Source organism: Collinsella sp. WCA1-178-WT-3 (M1), assembly GCF_009696325.1.
Lineage (GTDB): Bacteria > Actinomycetota > Coriobacteriia > Coriobacteriales > Coriobacteriaceae > Collinsella.
Window position 1 is genome coordinate 49,598 of the sequence record NZ_VUME01000008.1, and the last position, 16,693, is coordinate 66,290.

Annotated in this window: 16 protein-coding genes, 4 tRNA genes and 1 pseudogene; 19 read left to right on the forward strand and 2 right to left on the reverse strand. The window is 55.2% G+C overall.

Features of this window, described 5'->3' with window-relative positions; all coding sequences use genetic code 11:
* Nucleotides 1-3 precede the first annotated feature (3 nt).
* The 7 genes from FYJ40_RS06210 to FYJ40_RS06240 all read left to right on the forward strand — a co-directional run bounded on the left by FYJ40_RS06210 (nucleotide 4) and on the right by FYJ40_RS06240 (nucleotide 8,388).
* Nucleotides 4-1,269, forward strand: a complete 1,266-nt coding sequence (locus tag FYJ40_RS06210) for a lipopolysaccharide biosynthesis protein (RefSeq protein ID WP_195838614.1) — start codon at nucleotides 4-6, stop codon at nucleotides 1,267-1,269.
* A gap of 43 nt (nucleotides 1,270-1,312) precedes the next feature.
* Nucleotides 1,313-2,494 carry a non-hydrolyzing UDP-N-acetylglucosamine 2-epimerase gene (gene wecB, locus FYJ40_RS06215; RefSeq protein ID WP_154518012.1) on the forward strand — a complete coding sequence of 394 codons (1,182 nt, stop codon included), beginning with the start codon at nucleotides 1,313-1,315 and terminating at the stop codon, nucleotides 2,492-2,494.
* Nucleotides 2,495-2,557: 63 nt separating this feature from the next.
* Entirely contained in the window at nucleotides 2,558-3,817 is a 1,260-nt protein-coding gene (locus tag FYJ40_RS06220; RefSeq protein ID WP_154518009.1) for a nucleotide sugar dehydrogenase, read from the forward strand.
* Between the two features lie 365 nt (nucleotides 3,818-4,182).
* The gene (locus FYJ40_RS06225) at nucleotides 4,183-4,506 is read left to right on the forward strand and encodes a hypothetical protein (protein WP_154518006.1); all 324 of its coding nucleotides are present in this window, start codon (nucleotides 4,183-4,185) and stop codon (nucleotides 4,504-4,506) included.
* A gap of 256 nt (nucleotides 4,507-4,762) precedes the next feature.
* A complete protein-coding gene (locus tag FYJ40_RS06230; protein ID WP_154518003.1) occupies nucleotides 4,763-5,869 on the forward strand; it encodes a hypothetical protein in 1,107 nt (368 codons plus the stop codon).
* A gap of 261 nt (nucleotides 5,870-6,130) precedes the next feature.
* Nucleotides 6,131-7,669 carry an AAA family ATPase gene (locus FYJ40_RS06235; protein ID WP_154516523.1) on the forward strand — a complete coding sequence of 513 codons (1,539 nt, stop codon included), beginning with the start codon at nucleotides 6,131-6,133 and terminating at the stop codon, nucleotides 7,667-7,669.
* Nucleotides 7,669-8,388: a hypothetical protein gene (locus FYJ40_RS06240; RefSeq protein WP_154516520.1), complete on the forward strand. Its 720-nt coding sequence runs from the start codon at nucleotides 7,669-7,671 to the stop codon at nucleotides 8,386-8,388. Before FYJ40_RS06235 ends, FYJ40_RS06240 begins: the two co-directional genes overlap by 1 nt.
* Nucleotides 8,389-8,708: 320 nt before the next feature.
* On the opposite strand, the pseudogene FYJ40_RS06245 reads toward FYJ40_RS06240, so the two are convergent.
* Nucleotides 8,709-9,461 (reverse strand): annotated as a pseudogene (locus tag FYJ40_RS06245) (IS256 family transposase); the annotation flags it as partial.
* 270 nt (nucleotides 9,462-9,731) lie between these two features.
* Nucleotides 9,732-10,115 (reverse strand): transposase, encoded by a 384-nt coding sequence (locus FYJ40_RS06255; RefSeq protein ID WP_229770694.1) that lies wholly within the window; start codon nucleotides 10,113-10,115, stop codon nucleotides 9,732-9,734.
* Nucleotides 10,116-10,545: 430 nt separating this feature from the next.
* Here FYJ40_RS06255 and FYJ40_RS06260 point away from each other — a divergent pair, with 430 nt between their 5' ends.
* The 12 genes from FYJ40_RS06260 (at nucleotide 10,546) to FYJ40_RS06315 (ending at nucleotide 16,677) form a co-directional block, all read left to right on the forward strand.
* Nucleotides 10,546-10,812 (forward strand): hypothetical protein, encoded by a 267-nt coding sequence (locus tag FYJ40_RS06260; RefSeq protein ID WP_154516511.1) that lies wholly within the window; start codon nucleotides 10,546-10,548, stop codon nucleotides 10,810-10,812.
* The gene (locus FYJ40_RS09220; protein ID WP_154516508.1) at nucleotides 10,812-11,090 is read left to right on the forward strand and encodes a DUF4160 domain-containing protein; all 279 of its coding nucleotides are present in this window, start codon (nucleotides 10,812-10,814) and stop codon (nucleotides 11,088-11,090) included. Before FYJ40_RS06260 ends, FYJ40_RS09220 begins: the two co-directional genes overlap by 1 nt.
* A gap of 15 nt (nucleotides 11,091-11,105) precedes the next feature.
* Entirely contained in the window at nucleotides 11,106-11,405 is a 300-nt protein-coding gene (locus FYJ40_RS06270) for a nucleotidyltransferase family protein (RefSeq protein WP_154516505.1), read from the forward strand.
* Nucleotides 11,392-11,580 (forward strand): hypothetical protein, encoded by a 189-nt coding sequence (locus tag FYJ40_RS06275; RefSeq protein WP_229770695.1) that lies wholly within the window; start codon nucleotides 11,392-11,394, stop codon nucleotides 11,578-11,580. The genes FYJ40_RS06270 and FYJ40_RS06275 overlap by 14 nt, the downstream gene beginning before the upstream one ends.
* A 322-nt stretch (nucleotides 11,581-11,902) precedes the next feature.
* The gene (locus tag FYJ40_RS06280) at nucleotides 11,903-12,271 is read left to right on the forward strand and encodes a hypothetical protein (RefSeq protein ID WP_154516502.1); all 369 of its coding nucleotides are present in this window, start codon (nucleotides 11,903-11,905) and stop codon (nucleotides 12,269-12,271) included.
* On the forward strand, nucleotides 12,268-12,582 hold the full coding sequence (locus FYJ40_RS06285; RefSeq protein WP_154516499.1) for a type II toxin-antitoxin system RelE/ParE family toxin: 315 nt from the start codon (nucleotides 12,268-12,270) through the stop codon (nucleotides 12,580-12,582). The genes FYJ40_RS06280 and FYJ40_RS06285 overlap by 4 nt, the downstream gene beginning before the upstream one ends.
* A 302-nt stretch (nucleotides 12,583-12,884) precedes the next feature.
* Nucleotides 12,885-13,400 carry a Fic family protein gene (locus FYJ40_RS06290; protein ID WP_154516496.1) on the forward strand — a complete coding sequence of 172 codons (516 nt, stop codon included), beginning with the start codon at nucleotides 12,885-12,887 and terminating at the stop codon, nucleotides 13,398-13,400.
* A gap of 261 nt (nucleotides 13,401-13,661) precedes the next feature.
* A tRNA-Val gene (locus FYJ40_RS06295) sits at nucleotides 13,662-13,736 on the forward strand.
* Nucleotides 13,737-14,118: 382 nt separating this feature from the next.
* A complete protein-coding gene (locus FYJ40_RS06300) occupies nucleotides 14,119-15,276 on the forward strand; it encodes a hypothetical protein (protein WP_154516493.1) in 1,158 nt (385 codons plus the stop codon).
* A gap of 422 nt (nucleotides 15,277-15,698) precedes the next feature.
* Nucleotides 15,699-15,771, forward strand: a tRNA-Ala gene (locus tag FYJ40_RS06305).
* A gap of 198 nt (nucleotides 15,772-15,969) precedes the next feature.
* Nucleotides 15,970-16,045 (forward strand) — tRNA-Ile (locus FYJ40_RS06310).
* Between the two features lie 559 nt (nucleotides 16,046-16,604).
* A tRNA-Ala gene (locus FYJ40_RS06315) sits at nucleotides 16,605-16,677 on the forward strand.
* The last annotated feature ends 16 nt before the right edge of the window (nucleotides 16,678-16,693 follow it).

Here is a 16,693-nt window from a genome sequence, read left to right on the forward strand (position 1 = left end):
AATATGGTAAAAAATGATGGACTGGGAAAAAATATTGCCATTATGGGTTTAGGGACCGTTTTGGCACAGGGTATTAACGTTTTAATCCAGCCGTTACTGTCTCGCATTTTTCCCGCTTCTGATTTAGGGATATATACCTTTGTAATCTCTATTGCAAATATCCTAATTCCAATTGCATCCCTTAAACTTGATTTACTTATCGTTTCAGAAAAAGACGAGCTTAAGGCACAATATATAACTGATATTTGCGTCTTGGCTAATTTTTGTGTCGCCTTTGGGCTATTTATCTTTCTACTTTTATGTAATCTGCTATCCCCAAACATGGTGCTCTTTCAGTATGGGCTCCTGATTTATTTTGCTCCAATTCTGGTTTTAACCAATGGACTGCGCTTCCTGTTTATCAGCTATAACAACAGATATAAAGAATATAAGCTTATTGCGAAGCTTGAAGCTCTCCGAGAGGCCGTAAGGGCTGCTGTTCAAACTCTTTCTGGGTTGTTAGTCTTTGGAGCTCCTGGTCTACTTACTGGCTATGCCGCCGCTCCCGTACTTGGCTATAAACTACAGATGAAGCGCTATTTTAATGGATTAAAAAATCGGCCTAGAATTACTTCATCTCAGATAAAAGAACTGTTATTTCATGGCCGAAGGCAAATTCTTTATATTATGCCAGCACAATTAATCAATAGCTTTTCTTCTTCTCTCGTTACCATGTTGATTGGTACATTGTTTTCTGCCACGGCTTTGGGATACTATTCTATGGGCGTTCGTGTGCTCGAAGTCCCAATTATGTTTATTTCAGCAAACGTGAGTAAAGTTTGCTATCAACGTATATGCGAAAGCATTTCCGAGTCATTGCCGCTATCCAAAACTATCCTGAAGTTAATCGCATTGTTAGCTGCAGCTTCGTTCTCAATTTTTGGGATGGTCTTCTTTGTTGCGGTTCCATTATGCGAATTCGTATTTGGAAATGGGTATAGCGCCGCCGGCTCTTATATTCGCTGCCTCTGTTTAATGTATGCACTTAGGCTAGTTGCTACTTCTTTCGCGGGATCATTTACAGCTTTTGGAAAACAGAAATTTGAACTACTCCTCAACATCGCGCTTGTATTAGCTGCACTTGTTGCATATGCATTGACATCAGCACTATCACTTTCAATGGAAGGGTTTCTTACCACAATTGGTCTTGGCTATTCACTCATTTACGTTTGCGTTCTAATGGGTGTTCTTGTTTGTTGCTTTAAATTCGATAGACAGCTTAAAGCATAGTTGTGTTGTTTATTGCTTATAGAGTCCTGAATAGGGGTTGGTTATGAATAAGGAGAACTCTGTTACTTTCTTGAACGACGGCCGCCTGAAGTTGCTGATCATCGTGGGCACCCGCCCCGAGGTCATCCGCCTGTCCGAGGTCATCAAGAAGTGCCGCCGCCATTTCGACTGCCTGCTGGCGCACACCGGGCAGAACTACGACTACACGCTCAACGGCATCTTCTTCCGCGACCTGTCGCTCGACGACCCGGACGTCTACCTGGATGCCGTGGGCGCCGACCTGGGCGAGACCGTGGGCAACATCATCGCGGCCTCGTACAAGCTCATGATGCAGGTGCAGCCCGACGCCCTTCTGATCCTGGGTGATACCAACAGCTGCCTGTCCGCCATCGCGGCCAAGAGGCTCCACATCCCCATCTTCCACATGGAGGCGGGCAACCGCTGCAAGGACGAGTGCCTGCCCGAGGAGACCAACCGCCGCATCGTCGACGTGATCTCCGACGTCAACCTGGCCTACTCCGAGCACGCCCGCCGCTACCTCAAGGACACCGGCTGCGCCCCGGAGCGCACCTACGTTACGGGCTCGCCCATGGCCGAGGTCCTGCGCGCGAACCTGGGCAAGATCGAGGCCTCGGACATCCTCTCCGAGCTCGGCCTGGAGCCCAAGCGCTACATGCTGCTGTCCGCCCACCGCGAGGAGAACATCGACACCGAGGCGAACTTCACGAGCCTGTTCACCGCGATCAACGCGCTCGCGGAGAAGTACGACATGCCGATCCTGTACTCCTGCCACCCGCGCTCCCGCAAGCGCCTGGAGGCCACCGGCTTTAAGCTCGACCCGCGCGTGCGCATGCACGAGCCCATGGGCTTCCACGACTACAACTGCCTGCAGATGAACGCCTTCGCCGTTGTCTCCGACTCCGGCACCCTGCCCGAGGAGTCCAGCTTCTTCGCGAGCGTCGGGCATCCGTTCCCGGCGGTGTGCATCCGCACCTCCACCGAGCGCCCCGAGGCCCTGGACAAGGCCTGCTTCACGCTGGCCGGCATCAGCGAGCGCGGCCTGCTCCAGGCCGTCCACACCGCCGTCGAGCTCGACGCGGAGGGTTCGCTGCCCGAGGCGCCCGTTCCCGACTACGCCGACGAGACCGTGTCCACCAAGGTGGTCAAGATCATCCAGAGCTACACCGGCGTCGTGGACAAGATGGTGTGGAGGAAGAGCCTCTAACTTTTAAGCCCCAACAGCTGTTGGGGGTATTTCTAACCTGCTCTTTGACAATTGGAGAATGACATGAAGATCGCTGTTGCCGGTACCGGCTACGTCGGCCTGTCCCTCGCCGTCCTGCTCTCGCAGCACAACGAGGTGCATGCCCTGGACATCGTGCACGAGAAGGTCGAGAAGATCAACAACTACGTATCGCCCATCCAGGACGACGAGATCGAGCGCTTCCTGGCGGAGGCCAAGGCGGGGGAGCGCGAGCTCGACCTGCACGCCACGGCCGACGTGGCCGAGGCCTACACGGGCGCCGACTACGCCGTCATCGCCACGCCGACGAATTACGATTCCGATAAGAACTTCTTCGACACGAGCTCCGTCGAGGCCGCCATCGCCGCCGTGCGCTCGGTGAACCCGGACGCCTGGATCGTTATCAAGTCGACCATCCCCGTCGGCTACACCGCGGGCCTGCGCGAGAGGCTGAGCGACGAGAAGATCTTCTTCAGCCCCGAGTTCCTGCGCGAGAGCAAGGCGCTCTACGACAACCTGCACCCCAGCCGCATTGTGGTGGGCGCTCCGAAAGAGGACGCCGTCGCCGTCGCGGCTGCCGAGCGCTTCGCACGCCTGCTCGCGCAGGGCGCCGACCCCGCCGAGCTCGAGCGCGCGAACGCCGACGGCACCAAGGGCATCCCGGAGCTCGTGCTGGGCACCACCGAGGCCGAGGCCGTCAAGCTCTTCGCCAACACCTACCTGGCGCTGCGCGTGGCCTACTTCAACGAGCTCGACACCTACTGCGAGGTCCGCGGCCTCAACACCCGCGACGTCATCGACGGCGTCTGCCTGGAGCCGCGCATCGGCAGCCACTACAACAACCCCAGCTTCGGCTACGGCGGCTACTGCCTGCCCAAGGACACCAAGCAGCTGCTGGCCAACTACAGGGACGTGCCGCAGAACCTTATCGAGGCCATCGTGGATGCCAACCGCACCCGCAAGGACTTCGTCGCCGACGAGGTGCTGCAGCTGGTGTGGGACCGCGTGTACGAGGGTAAGCCGAAGCCGGTCGTGGGCGTGTACCGCCTGACGATGAAGTCCAACTCCGACAACTTCCGCGCGAGCTCCATCCAGGGCGTCATGAAGCGCGTGAAGGCCAAGGGCGTGCCCGTGGTGGTCTACGAGCCCACGCTGGACGCGCCGGAGTTCTTCGGCTCCGAGGTGACCCACGACCTGGAGGCCTTCAAGGCCAGCTGCGATGTGATCGTCGCCAACCGCTGGAGCGACGAGCTCGCGGACGTGGCGGACAAGGTCTACACGAGGGATCTGTTTAAGCGGGATTAGGGGAGAGGATTCCCGACCGCGATTTTTAGCCTTATCTATGAGTTGCATTGTCAAGAAAGAGGTCATATCGGCTAACGCCGATATGACCTCTTTTGGTATAAGACTGATTCCTTTTGCAGCTGGTGAGCGATGCGTTGTATATAGCACGTTAAGCAACGAACTCCATTTTCCCTGCTTTTAGCCTTGAGCGTCAAGAACGGGACATCGCCCGTGCTGCAATCGACTGCGTCGGGCCTCTTGATCCAGTCCGACAGGCTTCCGACGTCGTGGCTCAGCCAATGCGTCACCCAACTCCGCGTGGGCCATCCCAGACATTTTGAAAAGCCCCATGCTTGCATTGGTGACGACAAGGTTGAAGTGCTTATATGGTTTTTCCAAATGGGATTCCACATTTTAATGCAGGAGCGTTTGTAAAGAATGTTCGTTATGCAAACCAAGCTGAATGGCGTATCGCCGTTAATAGGAATGAACGCTCATATGAGCCTCTAATTCTTAAGCTTGGCGATCTAACTGATATCGCTCATTTGACTAGGAGAACGGAGCTTGCTGAAGATTTGCAACGGGTGCGCGGTTGTTCGGTTCCCTATTTGACTCGGGGGTGCTTTGGAACGAAGACTTCTCAAGAACTATCTCAGGATCTCTTTGAGTTGGGAAATGAGGAGGTCTTTATTACGCTGACGATTGGATAGCGCACAATAAGCGAGGATAGAGGTAATGGACTGGTGACCCCTCTTTGTTAAATAGACGCTAGGGGGTCGCCCCTACACCAACATTTTCGGCACGAATGCCTTTCACCGACTGGCAAAACGATTTACACCTAATTTTGGGAGCCGATCACAGGTTTCCTTCTTCGCCCGATATCTGATCTCGCTACACTAATAACTGCTGCTACAAGGGCATTTCCAGTAGCGGCTTCCATTGGCTCTTGCGAAGATCGGAGCGGTTATGTTTGCTGCCGCGTTCCACACCAGCCGACACTACATCCTGTTTATTGCCATGGCCTGCCTATGCGTTTTGCTGGGCGGGCCTTCTTATGCCGCGGGCGCGGAGAGCCTGATCATCGCGGGCGCGACGTACTACGAGCCGGGCGTGTCGGGCCCCGGTTGGGCTTGGACCGATGCCGACCGCCTGGAGCTTAACGGCTACACGGGCGAGGCCATCGGCGCCGACGGAGACCTGGTGGTGACGCTGACCGGGCAGAACACTGTTGACGAGACGAGCGCGCCCGACGTGGACATCTCGCAGTGCGGCATGGAGGTGTGGGGCGATCTGACGCTCCGCGGCACCGGGTCGCTGGTGGCCACGGGCTCGCAGTGCGGGATCTACGTGTCGGGGACGCTCGCGGTGGACGGCTGCAAGGTCGACGCGCGGGCCGACGGCGACGGCATCACGGAAGCACGGGTGGCAGGCGTGATCGCGGACGGTCTTGCCGTTCGCTGCAGTGAGCGCTTTGTCGCCGCGGGCGCGGGCTCCGGGGCGGACGTGCTCGCCTATGGCGTGTGCCTGCCGAGCGGGGCTGCCGGCGGCGGCGCGGCCGGGAAGCTTACCGTCGATGCGTCCTGGCTGGATGCTTCGGGCGCCGAAGGCGGCGTCGCCTGCTTGGGCGGGTCGCTTGCATCCGCTCGCTTTGTGGCGCCTAAGGGCGGGGCCTTCGGCGATGGCGGCGTGGTGGATGCTGGTGGGGCTGTGGCACCGCACGTGGTTATTGAGCCCGTGGATACCACGGCCCCGGCGGGGGAGGCCGGCGGGCCCGACGTGCCTGATGGCGCGGGCGATCCGGCCGGTGATGCCGGTCCTACCGTTGAGCAGCCCAGTGCTGGGTCCGTAACGGATCCCGTCCTGAAGGCCGCGACTGCGACGCCCAAGACAACCGCGACAACCAAAACGACCGTGACCAAGACCACGGCGTCCACGCCATCCAAGGCCAAGACTGCCAGCGCTGCCACCGTCACGCTCCCCAAGACAGCCGACATCAACTGGATCGCCGCCTCCTTAGCGCTATTCCTGCCGGGAACAGCGCTTCTAGGAAGGTGTCTGCTGCCTTTATCTTAATGGTCACGATATAGAGTGGCGGTTGTTCTTGCATCGAGCTAAGCGGGCAACCGATTAAAAGCGAGTTTTATGTTTCCTATAGTAGGGGCGCGCCGGCTAACGCCGGCGCGCCCCTACTATAGAACGGACAGTTTTATTCACTAAAGATATCCTCAAGAGAGCAAGAAAATAAAGAAATACAGCTTATAATATTACCAAGTTAAAGAATATCTGTTCATAGTTAGATTCTTAGACGTGGCTTGCATTTGAAAGGCGTTCGAAATGCTTCGGATTAGTTATATAGAATTGGTTGATTATAAGAACACCGAATTCGGGGTAATTCAGTTTCCATCCTCGGGAACCGATCCCAAGGATTTGGCTCCTGGCGCAGATGTCGTTGGTATTTATGGCCAGAACGGATCAGGTAAAACGAGTGTCGTTAATTCCCTGGAAATTATCAAAGGCTTGCTATCCGGTGATGGCTACTCGATCTCGACCGTTCAGGATTCTTTTGCTTTTGGTAAGACTCAGTTTTCGCTTGCCATCGGGCTTGAGCACTCCCTTGGTGGCGTTGTTCGCGACATCCTAAGGTATGACGTTGAGTTCTCGAAGGACAAGGATGTCATTTGGGTGTCACGGGAAAAACTCTCGGGCAGGCTTACAGGTCCTGTTCCAGAAAAGGCCAAGCCTTCTCACAGGACTCTTATTGAGATTTCACAGGCCTCCCCGATGTCAGTGCCCGTGTTATCTCCTAAAGGGTCTTGGAGATCCTTACTTGCTGCAGATTCACGGATCAAGACGGATCTGTTGGTTAATATGAGCGTCGCTCAGCGTCAGCATTATTCACTTATCTTTAATCATGATATTTACCCTTTGCTCCGCGAGCTTCATGGGCGGGCATACCGTTCTGACAATGATTCGAGTTCGTTCGCTAATGGTGATTTTGATTCGGTTGATTGGGGTGCGCCCGAATCTGCTCCGGCGACTTTTAGGGATGCCTTTTATGATGTGCTCAATCCACTGGTTTTCTTTATTCCAGTTATTGGTTATCACTTTGTAAGCAACGTCGAAATCATTACTACGCTTGACCATGCTGCCTGTTCTATGCAGCTGATGACTGTGAACACCGATGTTGAGCGCTACGGGTTTGGCGAGCCGCCCGTAACCCTACGTTTATATAAGCCTGCCGAGCTCAATGACCTTGAATATGAAGCTGTATGCTCAAGCATAGCCGGCATCAGCCAGGTGATGGCCAGTCTTGTCCCGGGCTTTTCTCTTGAAGTTAAAAATCTCGGCAATCGCATCTCTGATGTCGGAGAAGAAGTCCGACGGGTGGAGTTTATTTCAAACCGAGACGGAGTCAGGATTCCTCTACGTTGCGAGTCCGAGGGAATCCGCAAGCTTATCTCACTCACCACGGCTTTAGTTCAGGTTCACACTAAACAGGATGCCTTTGTTGCCATTGACGAGCTTGATGCTGGCGTCTTTGAATATTTGCTCGGTGAATTGTTGGGTGTGATTGGTGACTTCGGTCGTGGCCAACTCTTATTTACCGCTCATAATCTTCGCGCTCTTGAAACGCTTAATGCTAGGAGCATTGTGCTGTCTACAGCCAATCCTAAGAATCGGTTCATTAAGTTCAAGGGACATCGCACGACAAATAACCTCCGTGACCAGTATTTGAGGGCAATTAACCTTGGGGGCCAGGACGAGTCCGTTTACGTGCCCACAAATAAATATGAGATTGACGAGGCACTGTATTCTGCAGCAGCTCAAACTGCCGATCTTAAAGCTGATCATCAAGCGGGGGAGGGGCAGTAATGGGAAAGAGCCGTAGCTATGCATTGTTTATCGTTGAGGGCTCAACTGATGAGCTGGCACTCGGCCGAATTCTATCAAATCTAGTTGGGATGAAATCTGGCAACGAGTCTAAATTTATCGTTATGAGCGGTGATATCCTTACGGAGTCGCGGCTTTCGACGGTGCCGCGCGGCGAGATTGCCCCAAAGAATGCGCGCGACAAAGTTAGGGCAAAAGTCCTTTCCTTTATTAGTTCCCAGCGTATTAACTGGACCGACCTTGCCCAGATCGTCTATATCACTGATACAGATGGGGTTTTTATTCCTGACGATTCGGTTGTTTTGGATGAATCTTTAAATCGGTTGGAATATGGTGCATCCGAGATTCGATGCAGTAACCCCGAGGCTATATGTGCGCGTAACCATCAGAAGGCGAGTGCACTGAAGGCACTTAGTAGGGTTAATGTGCTGAAATATAATCGAAGGGCCATCCCGTTCTCAGTATATTATTTTTCAAGAAATCTTGAGCATGCTTTGCACGATAGGACCGAGGAACAGTCGACGGATCAAAAGGTTCAGCTCGCGCGTGCATTCTCCCGGACTTTCGCAAATGACATCCCCGGTTTCCTAGAGTTATTGGCCGATATATGTCCCGAGGGGAACCATCACGAAACTTGGGAGTATATTGCACAGGGCGCCCATTCTTTGGAGCGTGGTTCGAACCTGCTTCTTGCAATGTAGTTTTTAAGCGTTGCACCTTGTTATTTGTACGCGCTTGAAGGCACCTCAGATCGCTGCCAAAATGCCTATATTTCGGAAGTGCGGGGAAACGCTTATCGACATATCAACTGTCGACTCTCGCGCGATTTCTCGTTATGTTGGTTTTTCGTGTCCCGCTACGCTTTCCAGCATGGCGGGACTATTTTGACTAGGACGTCCACCACGGACTCGAGCGACATGCGCGCGAGAGCGCCAGGGCCGCCTCGGCGGAGTCGTAGGCAGAGTGGTGCTGTCAAGATTCTTTCGCAAATTGATTTGGCCGTCCTCGGCCCCGTCCTCTTCTAGCCCTCCGCCTTTCCCCTCAGCTCGCCCATCTCCTCCAGCTTCGACATGTCCAGGTACCTCCTCTTGTCCCACTTGTGCTCCGCTATGTACTTCAGCCTCGCCGTCACCAGCATGAGGGCCGAGTTGCCGTCCGGGAAGGTCCCGACGACCCTCGCCCTTCTCCTGATCTCGCGGTTGATGCGCTCGATCCCGTTGTTCGTCCTGATCCGGCGCCAGTGCTCCGGCGGGAATTCCGTGTAGGCAAGCGTCTCGGCGAACCCGTCGCGCACCGTCCCCGCGGCCGCCCCGAGCCGCATCGACTCCAGCTCGTCCGCCACCTCCCCGGCCTTCCTGCCGCATGCCTCGCGTGATTCCTGCGCGTGGATCGCCTTCAGCATACGCGCCACGGCCTTCCGCCTGGTCACGGGAACCCTTCCCAACACGTTGCGGTAGAAATGCACCGTGAAGCGATGGTAGCGAGCCCCGGGGGACACCTCCTCGAGCGCACCGAGCATCCTCGCGCACTAGTCGCCGGTGACGAGCCGCACGCCGGAGAGCCCGCGTCCCTTGAGCCAGGAGAAGAACTCGCGCCAGGACTCCGCGGACTCGGTGTACCCCTCGGAGCAGCCGATGATCTCCCGGTCGCCGGCGGAGTTGACGCCGATGACGAACAGCACGGCCACGTTCTCGTGGGACACTCCCCAGCTGCGCTTGAGGTAGATGCCGTCGACGAAGACGTAGGGGTAGCCGCCCTCGAGCGGCCTCTGCCGCTAGGCCTCGATGGACGGCTCACGTGGAGCACTCGGGCAATCTCGGACCTCGAGCGCCCGGCGGCATCCATCGACCGTATATCATTCACTGTGTCCAGGAGCACGGTCATCTCCTCCATCCTTCCCGGGCGGACTCGCCAAAGTAACCGCCCGGGGAAACCATACGGCGAGGGCCGCGCCCCCGATCCCCGGGGCGCGGCCCTCTTGCTTAAACTGCTCAATTTTTCGTGCTCACGGTGCTTATATCCCAGCGATCACTCGGACCACTTCTTAGTGAACATCAACACCAATCTTCTCGGCTATCCCCTGCACCTTCCTGGTGCTGGTGCCGGTCGCGTACATCTCGGCCACGGCCGCCACGAGCGTGCGGTCGACGCGCTGGTAGCGCTCGAGGACGTCCTCGGGGAAGAAGCTGCCCGTCCTGAGCTTGGGGGTTCTCAGGTTGAGCGTGCCCACACATGTCTCGAGGCTGCGGTCCCTGTAGCCGTTCCTGCTGTTGGCCCCATCGCCGCAGAGCTGGTCGGCCTCCTCGTCCATGATGGCGTTGACAACCTGCTCGGCGAGCAGCCTGAGCAGCGACAGGATGTCGACCATCCCGTCGGTCGACCTCGGGATGGCGGCCTTCTCCGGCATCGCGTCTGCTAATATCTCCATAGCGGTCCCTGTCCTTTCTCAGAACCTGTGTTATGTAGCAATTCCAGATTCTAGGACAGTGGCCGCTTGCGTTTGGCGGTCAGCCGTCGGCGCGCTTACACCAACATTTCCGACGCGATCAGAACTATCGCTCGTGGCAATATGCAAACATATGTTCTATACTTGTAAAAAGGAGTTGGTGAGAGGCGGTTATATGAAAGTCAGAAGAGATGACATCGCGAGCAGCGTTGTTCGTTTAATTATTGAAGCGGGGCGCAGCCCCTATCTATTCGTTGGCTCGGGCTTTTTTCGTAGACATATGGGCACTGTCGATTGAGAAGGCCCATGCAGCCTGCCGGCAGGGTTCGGGTCTTATTGGATTAATTCAATTCACCTCGTGTTAAATCCACTCCTTTCTTTAAACTCAAATGCAAACACTAAGGAGGTATTCATGTTTTGGAGCTATGTTCAGCTTGATGATGGCACCCAGTTTGCCTACTCAGAGACAAGAGAAGACGGAACCGTTCGCGTGGCCGTCGAGCGCCCGGTTGACTTTGGCTTTGACCATGCGGAATGCTTCTTGCCTGCGGTCAAATGGTTCAACGTCGAAGGATTTACTGCTGATGACCTCAATTTCTTGACTGAATTCGTTAGATCAAACGCCCCGTTTATCTTCGAGCTCGCCGAACGCAAAAAAGCCGGACCGGCGGTGGCATAATGCCTCGAGTTCTTATTTTTGGGCAGTACGTTCTGTTCTTTTGGATTGCGGAAAACGGAGAACCAATTCACATACACGTAGGTGTAAAGAGGGCGGCTGCTAATTCGACCAAGTTTTGGCTGACGAAAGAAGGCGGATGCAAACTTGCCAACAACGAGAGCAAGATTCCGGCTAAGGATCTCAGGGATCTTTCAAAACTAATCACCATGAATCATCAATTCATATGTGACAAGTGGTGCGAAACCTTTGGTGATGATTCGCTGACGTTCTACTGTTAAACGCCCAATTGAGACATGGTTTCACTTGCTGACATATCATCTGCGGCCTCCCGCGTGCTGGTTCAATACGACGTCAGCGAGGCATATTTATTTGGTTCGTTTGCCCGAGGCGAGCAAACGCCTGATAGCGATATTGACTTGCGCCTAGTCTTCGGCAACACCATGACGTTCGGCGCGCTTTACGAACTCTCCCATGAGCTCGAGAAGGAACTTGGGCGAAAAATTGATATCGTCACCAACCCACCAGAGCACATGCGCCCGCCCTTCCGCAAAAGCATCGAACAGGATGAGGTGCTTGTTTATGAAGCGTTGTAAACAAGACAAGGAGCTTGCGAATACCAGCCCTCAACCCTTTCCTTCCAATGAACCCAACCCGGAGACCCTCGAGGCCATTCGCGAAGGTGATTCGTTCTTAGCGACGGGGGAGTCCGGTCGCTTCGACAACGGCGCCGATCTTATCGATGCGGCTCTAAAAGCCCCTGAAGTGTGAGAGAATTCAATCACCGAAAAGGCGATTGTCTTGGAAGTGTCAGACTGGCGAGGTTCGTACCTCGCCATTTTTATGCGAATTCCGGAAGTGCTGGGAACAATCGGGGGCCGCCGAGCTCAATATCCTCGGCATTGGCGCTCGCAAAAACCTTACCCTGCAGCATCGAAGACCTTGTCTGGCAACCGATCGCCATAGAGTACGATTCGAAACCCTGTTCATCCGTAATCTAAATACTAAGATTATTGTTGTTTATCTTTCCTTTCAGTACGTATTTAAATGGGTCTATAATACGTATTAGAGACATATTTTGAAGGAGGTTGCTATGGTTGCCGTAATAGACAAGAAACTCGTTTTCGGACGCGAACAGGTGCTGACTTCGACGCAGGCAAGCAAAAATTTTGGCGAAGCGAGACGTCGCGCTCGAAGGGAGCCGCAATTTGTCTCAGACAGGAACGATGGCATCGATACTGTTATCGTCGGCTTCGACGAGTTCGAAGCGATGGCGGTTGAACTCGAACAGCTCCGAGAGGAGCGCCTGCACGCCATAGCCGCTGCAAGGCTCGCGCAGGGCGACGCTGAATCGAATCGCAAGGGCATCCCGTTCTCCTATACCGTGGGACGTGAGAGGTTCGAGACCATGCTAGAAGCCGAGGCGACCGATCCCATTTCCGACGAGGAGCTGTTCGAGTGAGCGTGGCTAGGTTTAAAGTTGAGTTTTACGACAAGACTGCCGAGAAAGAGTATCTGTCACTCGATGGCTCGGTCCGCGCTATGGTGAACAAAGGTATTGCGCGTCTTGCACTTCGAGCCGATGAAATTGGTAAGCCACTTTCGGGTCTTCTTGCAGGTTGTAGGGAACTTAAGTTTCGCACTGATGGCATTCGCGTAATTTATCGCATCCGCGATGGGCACGTCGAAGTGGTTCAAATCATCGCAATAGGTGCAAGGGACAAGGACAAGGTTTTCGACCTGGCATCTAGACGCCTGGACAGCGATGATTGATTGCCTCAAGAAAAATCTATTTAGATTGCATGGTCAAAATGCTCGGGTTAAACGCTCGGATTCAGACTGCAGAAGGACGGCGTGATGAAAACGTTAAATGCAACGACATGCCCTGATAGTTGTTGCAGCAATTATCCTGAAAGCATGACTTTTTGCGGCTGTACAGCTGATGCAACCGACTCCACCGCGCCGAAAGCGCCCCGTACTTTACCCGATGATCTGGACAGTATCGCCTTGCTCGACGAGGTCATTCAGTCAACTATTGTGGGCATGCCCAACGCGCTCAGGCTCTTGGAGAACTCATGATGGCGGCTACGCAGCGGAGCGCTCATCCGTTCGCGCCGCTCGCGTTCGATGATGCCGGTTCGCTCGAAGCTATGGCCGCGGCCGTGATGCGCCTACACAGCACGCTGATGACGGTCGGGCGCTGCTATACAACCGACGCCACAGGCGGCCGGGCCGCGCTTGAGCTTGGACGCGTCGAGTCCGTGCTTGCGGGTGCATTCTGTACGATATTCGGCCAATCGCCGGCCGACCGCTTCGCAGACATCTTTGACCAGATCACCTACGTGGCAGAGCACATGGTCAAGGACCACATCTTTGAGGACGGTAACAAACGCACCAGCCTTGTCTTTGCGTTGTCTGTCCTAAGGTTCGCCGGCACTCCGGTCGTGCTGTCCGACAGCTCCGAGCCCAAAGACAACCAGTACTACGTCTGGATCCAAGACCTCGTATCCGGAAACCGCTCTCGCGCCGATCTCGCGGAAGAGCTTAGGCGCAATTGCGTTGTGTGTCTCGACTGCGCTTCGCCCGTATAGAATCAAACCTTCCGCACGCTGGTTACTGAATGGATTGGACACCGCATGGAACTCCCTAGCACCCTGTGCAGCAATGTGTATGACTTCGCGTTTTGTCCCGAGACTTCCTGGATTAAGCGATAAATGGTGGTTTAGCTGCAGGTTTGCCGGTTTCTTTGGTTGCTTTGGTTTGGCTGGAGCCCACGAATTTAAAATCGAGGGCAAAAAGTTCTTGGTAAACCGCGCGCGGCTATGTTAGTATCTCTTTTGCCGAAAGGCGACGGGCGATTGGCTCAGGGGTAGAGCATATCCTTCACACGGATGGGGTCACAAGTTCGAATCTTGTATCGCCCACCATCAAAAGCACAGGTCAGAGGTATTAAGCCTCTGGCCTTTTTCTTTTTGACACCAAGGGTGACACCAAAACTGACACCAAAAATAAATCGTAGTCGTCTAAGGCGTCATTTTTTTCGCACCCTTTTTGCTGATGCTATCGCATGTTTTGTATAAAACGCATGCGTATTTTCATTGAATTCCCCATCTGATTCGAGCGCAAATGTGGAGACAGGGACCACACTCCCAGGGCTCCTGCCAGCGGATTTCTATCACACGAGGGATCTTCGGCAGAACTCGTCAAGCTATTGGTTTGCTTCCGGTACTTACCCGCATGATGGCCCAGTAGATTATCGGCCATGCCCGTGATCCACACGGCCCGCGGCCGAAACCAGGGGAGACGCAAATGGACGAAATCGTCTGCGCAAACACCGCATTCCGCTACTGGCGCTGCCCACCGCAGGTGCGCGATCTCTACCCGCGCCTGCCCAACTCCGAAGACGGCTGGCGAGCTCTATCCCAAGCCCCTTTCGTAACCGACGTCCTCAAGACCCCGATTATTACCACAACATTGCCCGGTGGCGTTAACTACCATTCGGGATTACGGACGACAATCCACTGTGATGATGCTTCTGGGTTGGACAGCACGCTGGAAACCGCGATGAACTTTAGGGTTACCAATCCACTTGCGACGCTATTTACCATGGCGCGCTTTGTGTCTTTAACCGATCTTGTCCTTGCCATGTACGAATTCTGCGGATGGTTCTCAGTCTTTGAGCCCACCGCCGCAGCAGAAGTGGAACTAGACAAAGCCAAAGACGCTGCCGAGAATGCAACAACCGAATCCCTCTTTGACCTCGATGAAAGCCAAGACGAGCCACAATGGAAACGCGTTTATGCTCGCATAAAAGTCAAGGAACAGGTAAATGCGAAGGGGACCAACGGACAAAAGAAGACGAATGAGGTCACAAGGCTAAAGGGCACTTCGCTCTGGATGAGGAAGCCGCTCATCGAATTACACGAGCTTCATGAGTACGCCAGTAAGATTAAAAAACGAAAGTGGGGTACGAAGTTTTATAACGCCGCGCAGCTGGTGACGGGTATAGCCGCTTCTCCGCTCGAAGTTGCAGGAATTTTATTGCTATCGCTTCCTCGCTCTCGCGGCGGCGCCGGTTTTAGAAACGTTTACGTCAACGACCTTACGCCGCTTACCGCATCGGCGCAGAGCATTGCAGGGCAAAAAGTCTGCTACGGGGATATCGTGATTGTGAATCCGACCATAATGAAGGCAGGCATCGTGGAGATTCAGGGAGAGGTCATCCACGGATCAGGCGCCGTGCTCGACCACGATGCCAAACGCATGACGGCGCTGCAAAGTATGGGGTATGACGTCTTCCTGGTTACACACGACATGCTCAACGATGCCGAACAGCTTGATGCGATCGTGCGAAGTCTTTGCTCGCGTTTGGAATTGCGCTATAGGTGCAAAACTAGGGCGCAAAAGACGACGGAAATGGAGTTACGAGCCAACGTGCTGTGCAATTGGCTGGAAATCGGTCGTTAAACGGGTGCCTGCTCACTTCCGGGCGCCCTCGGCCGGCTGCCCTCGACGCTGCCGCCACGGATGCGGCCCATCTACTACGTTTAGCCCCGGCCCCTCGACCATGCCCCGTATTTCGCGAAAACCGCAGGCCGTCTACCTGCGGTTTTATTTTTAACCGTGACGCCATGGTCGGGGGATGCCGCCCAAACGTAGTAGATGGGCCGCATCCGTGGCGGGAGGTCCCCGGGGGCGGCCGGCCGGGCGCCGGGAGGGCGGGCGGCGGCAACGCCGCCGCCCGCGGGGCGCGCCCCCGCGGGCCGGATCGGGCATCGCGGGCCACTCGCTCCCGAGCCCGTCCCGCATCCCCGGCCCCGCCGCCGAAAGATTTTTCCGAGATTGTCCTTGCATCGGCGGGGGAGTTCCCGTATAGTACTTCTTCGCACGGGGGCGTAGCTCAGCTGGGAGAGCGCTTGACTGGCAGTCAAGAGGTCAGGGGTTCGATTCCCCTCGTCTCCACCCGAGCATTGAATGAGGCTCCAACGCAAGTTGGGGCCTTTTTTCATATAGGCACACAAGGTCAAAGGCGGCACCATGATCCTCCTGGTCGACAAGATCGTGCGTTGAACGGGTGCCGCGTGCATGGTAGTATTTCACGTCGTAGGTCAAAACGTTGGAAGTTGTTCTTCAACCCTAACCGCGACAGCTACTTTATAAGGGCTCTTGGCGCAACGGTTAGCGCAGGGGACTCATAATCCCTGGGTTCTGGGTTCGAATCCCGGAGGGCCCACCACTATCTACCAGCGGTTTCTCTGATATTCAGTTAATCGGGGGAACCGCTTTCGTTTTAGCTTTCCCTTCTAGAATCCTCGTGTTTCTTCTGGCTATCCGCAACTATCCGCAACAGCCAAATGTATAAACACTGGCCGGTTTCTGCTCGATGACAACATTACCTGCCCGCAAATCAGTTTGCTTGTCCACCTCCATGCATCCGGGCCGGCTGCCCTCGACGTTGCCGCCACGGAACCGGCCCATCTACTACGTTTAGCCCCGGCCCCTCGACCATACCCCGTATTTCGCGAAAACCGCAGGCCGTCTACCTGCGGTTTTATTTTTACCCGTGACGCCATGGTCGGGGGGTGCCGCCCAAACGTAGTAGATGGGCCGCATCCGTGGCGGGAGGTCCCCGGGGGGGCGGCCGGCCGGGCGCCGGGAGGGAGGGCGACGCCCGATCCGGCCCGCGGGCCCCTCGCTCCCGAGCCCGTACCGCATCCCCGGCCCCGCCGCCGAAAGATTTTTCCGAGATTGTCCTTGCATCGGCGGGGGAGTTCCCGTATAGTACTTCTTCGCACGGGGGCGTAGCTCAGCTGGGAGAGCGCTTGACTGGCAGTCAAGAGGTCAGGGGTTCGATTCCCCTCGTCTCCACCCGAGCATTGAATGA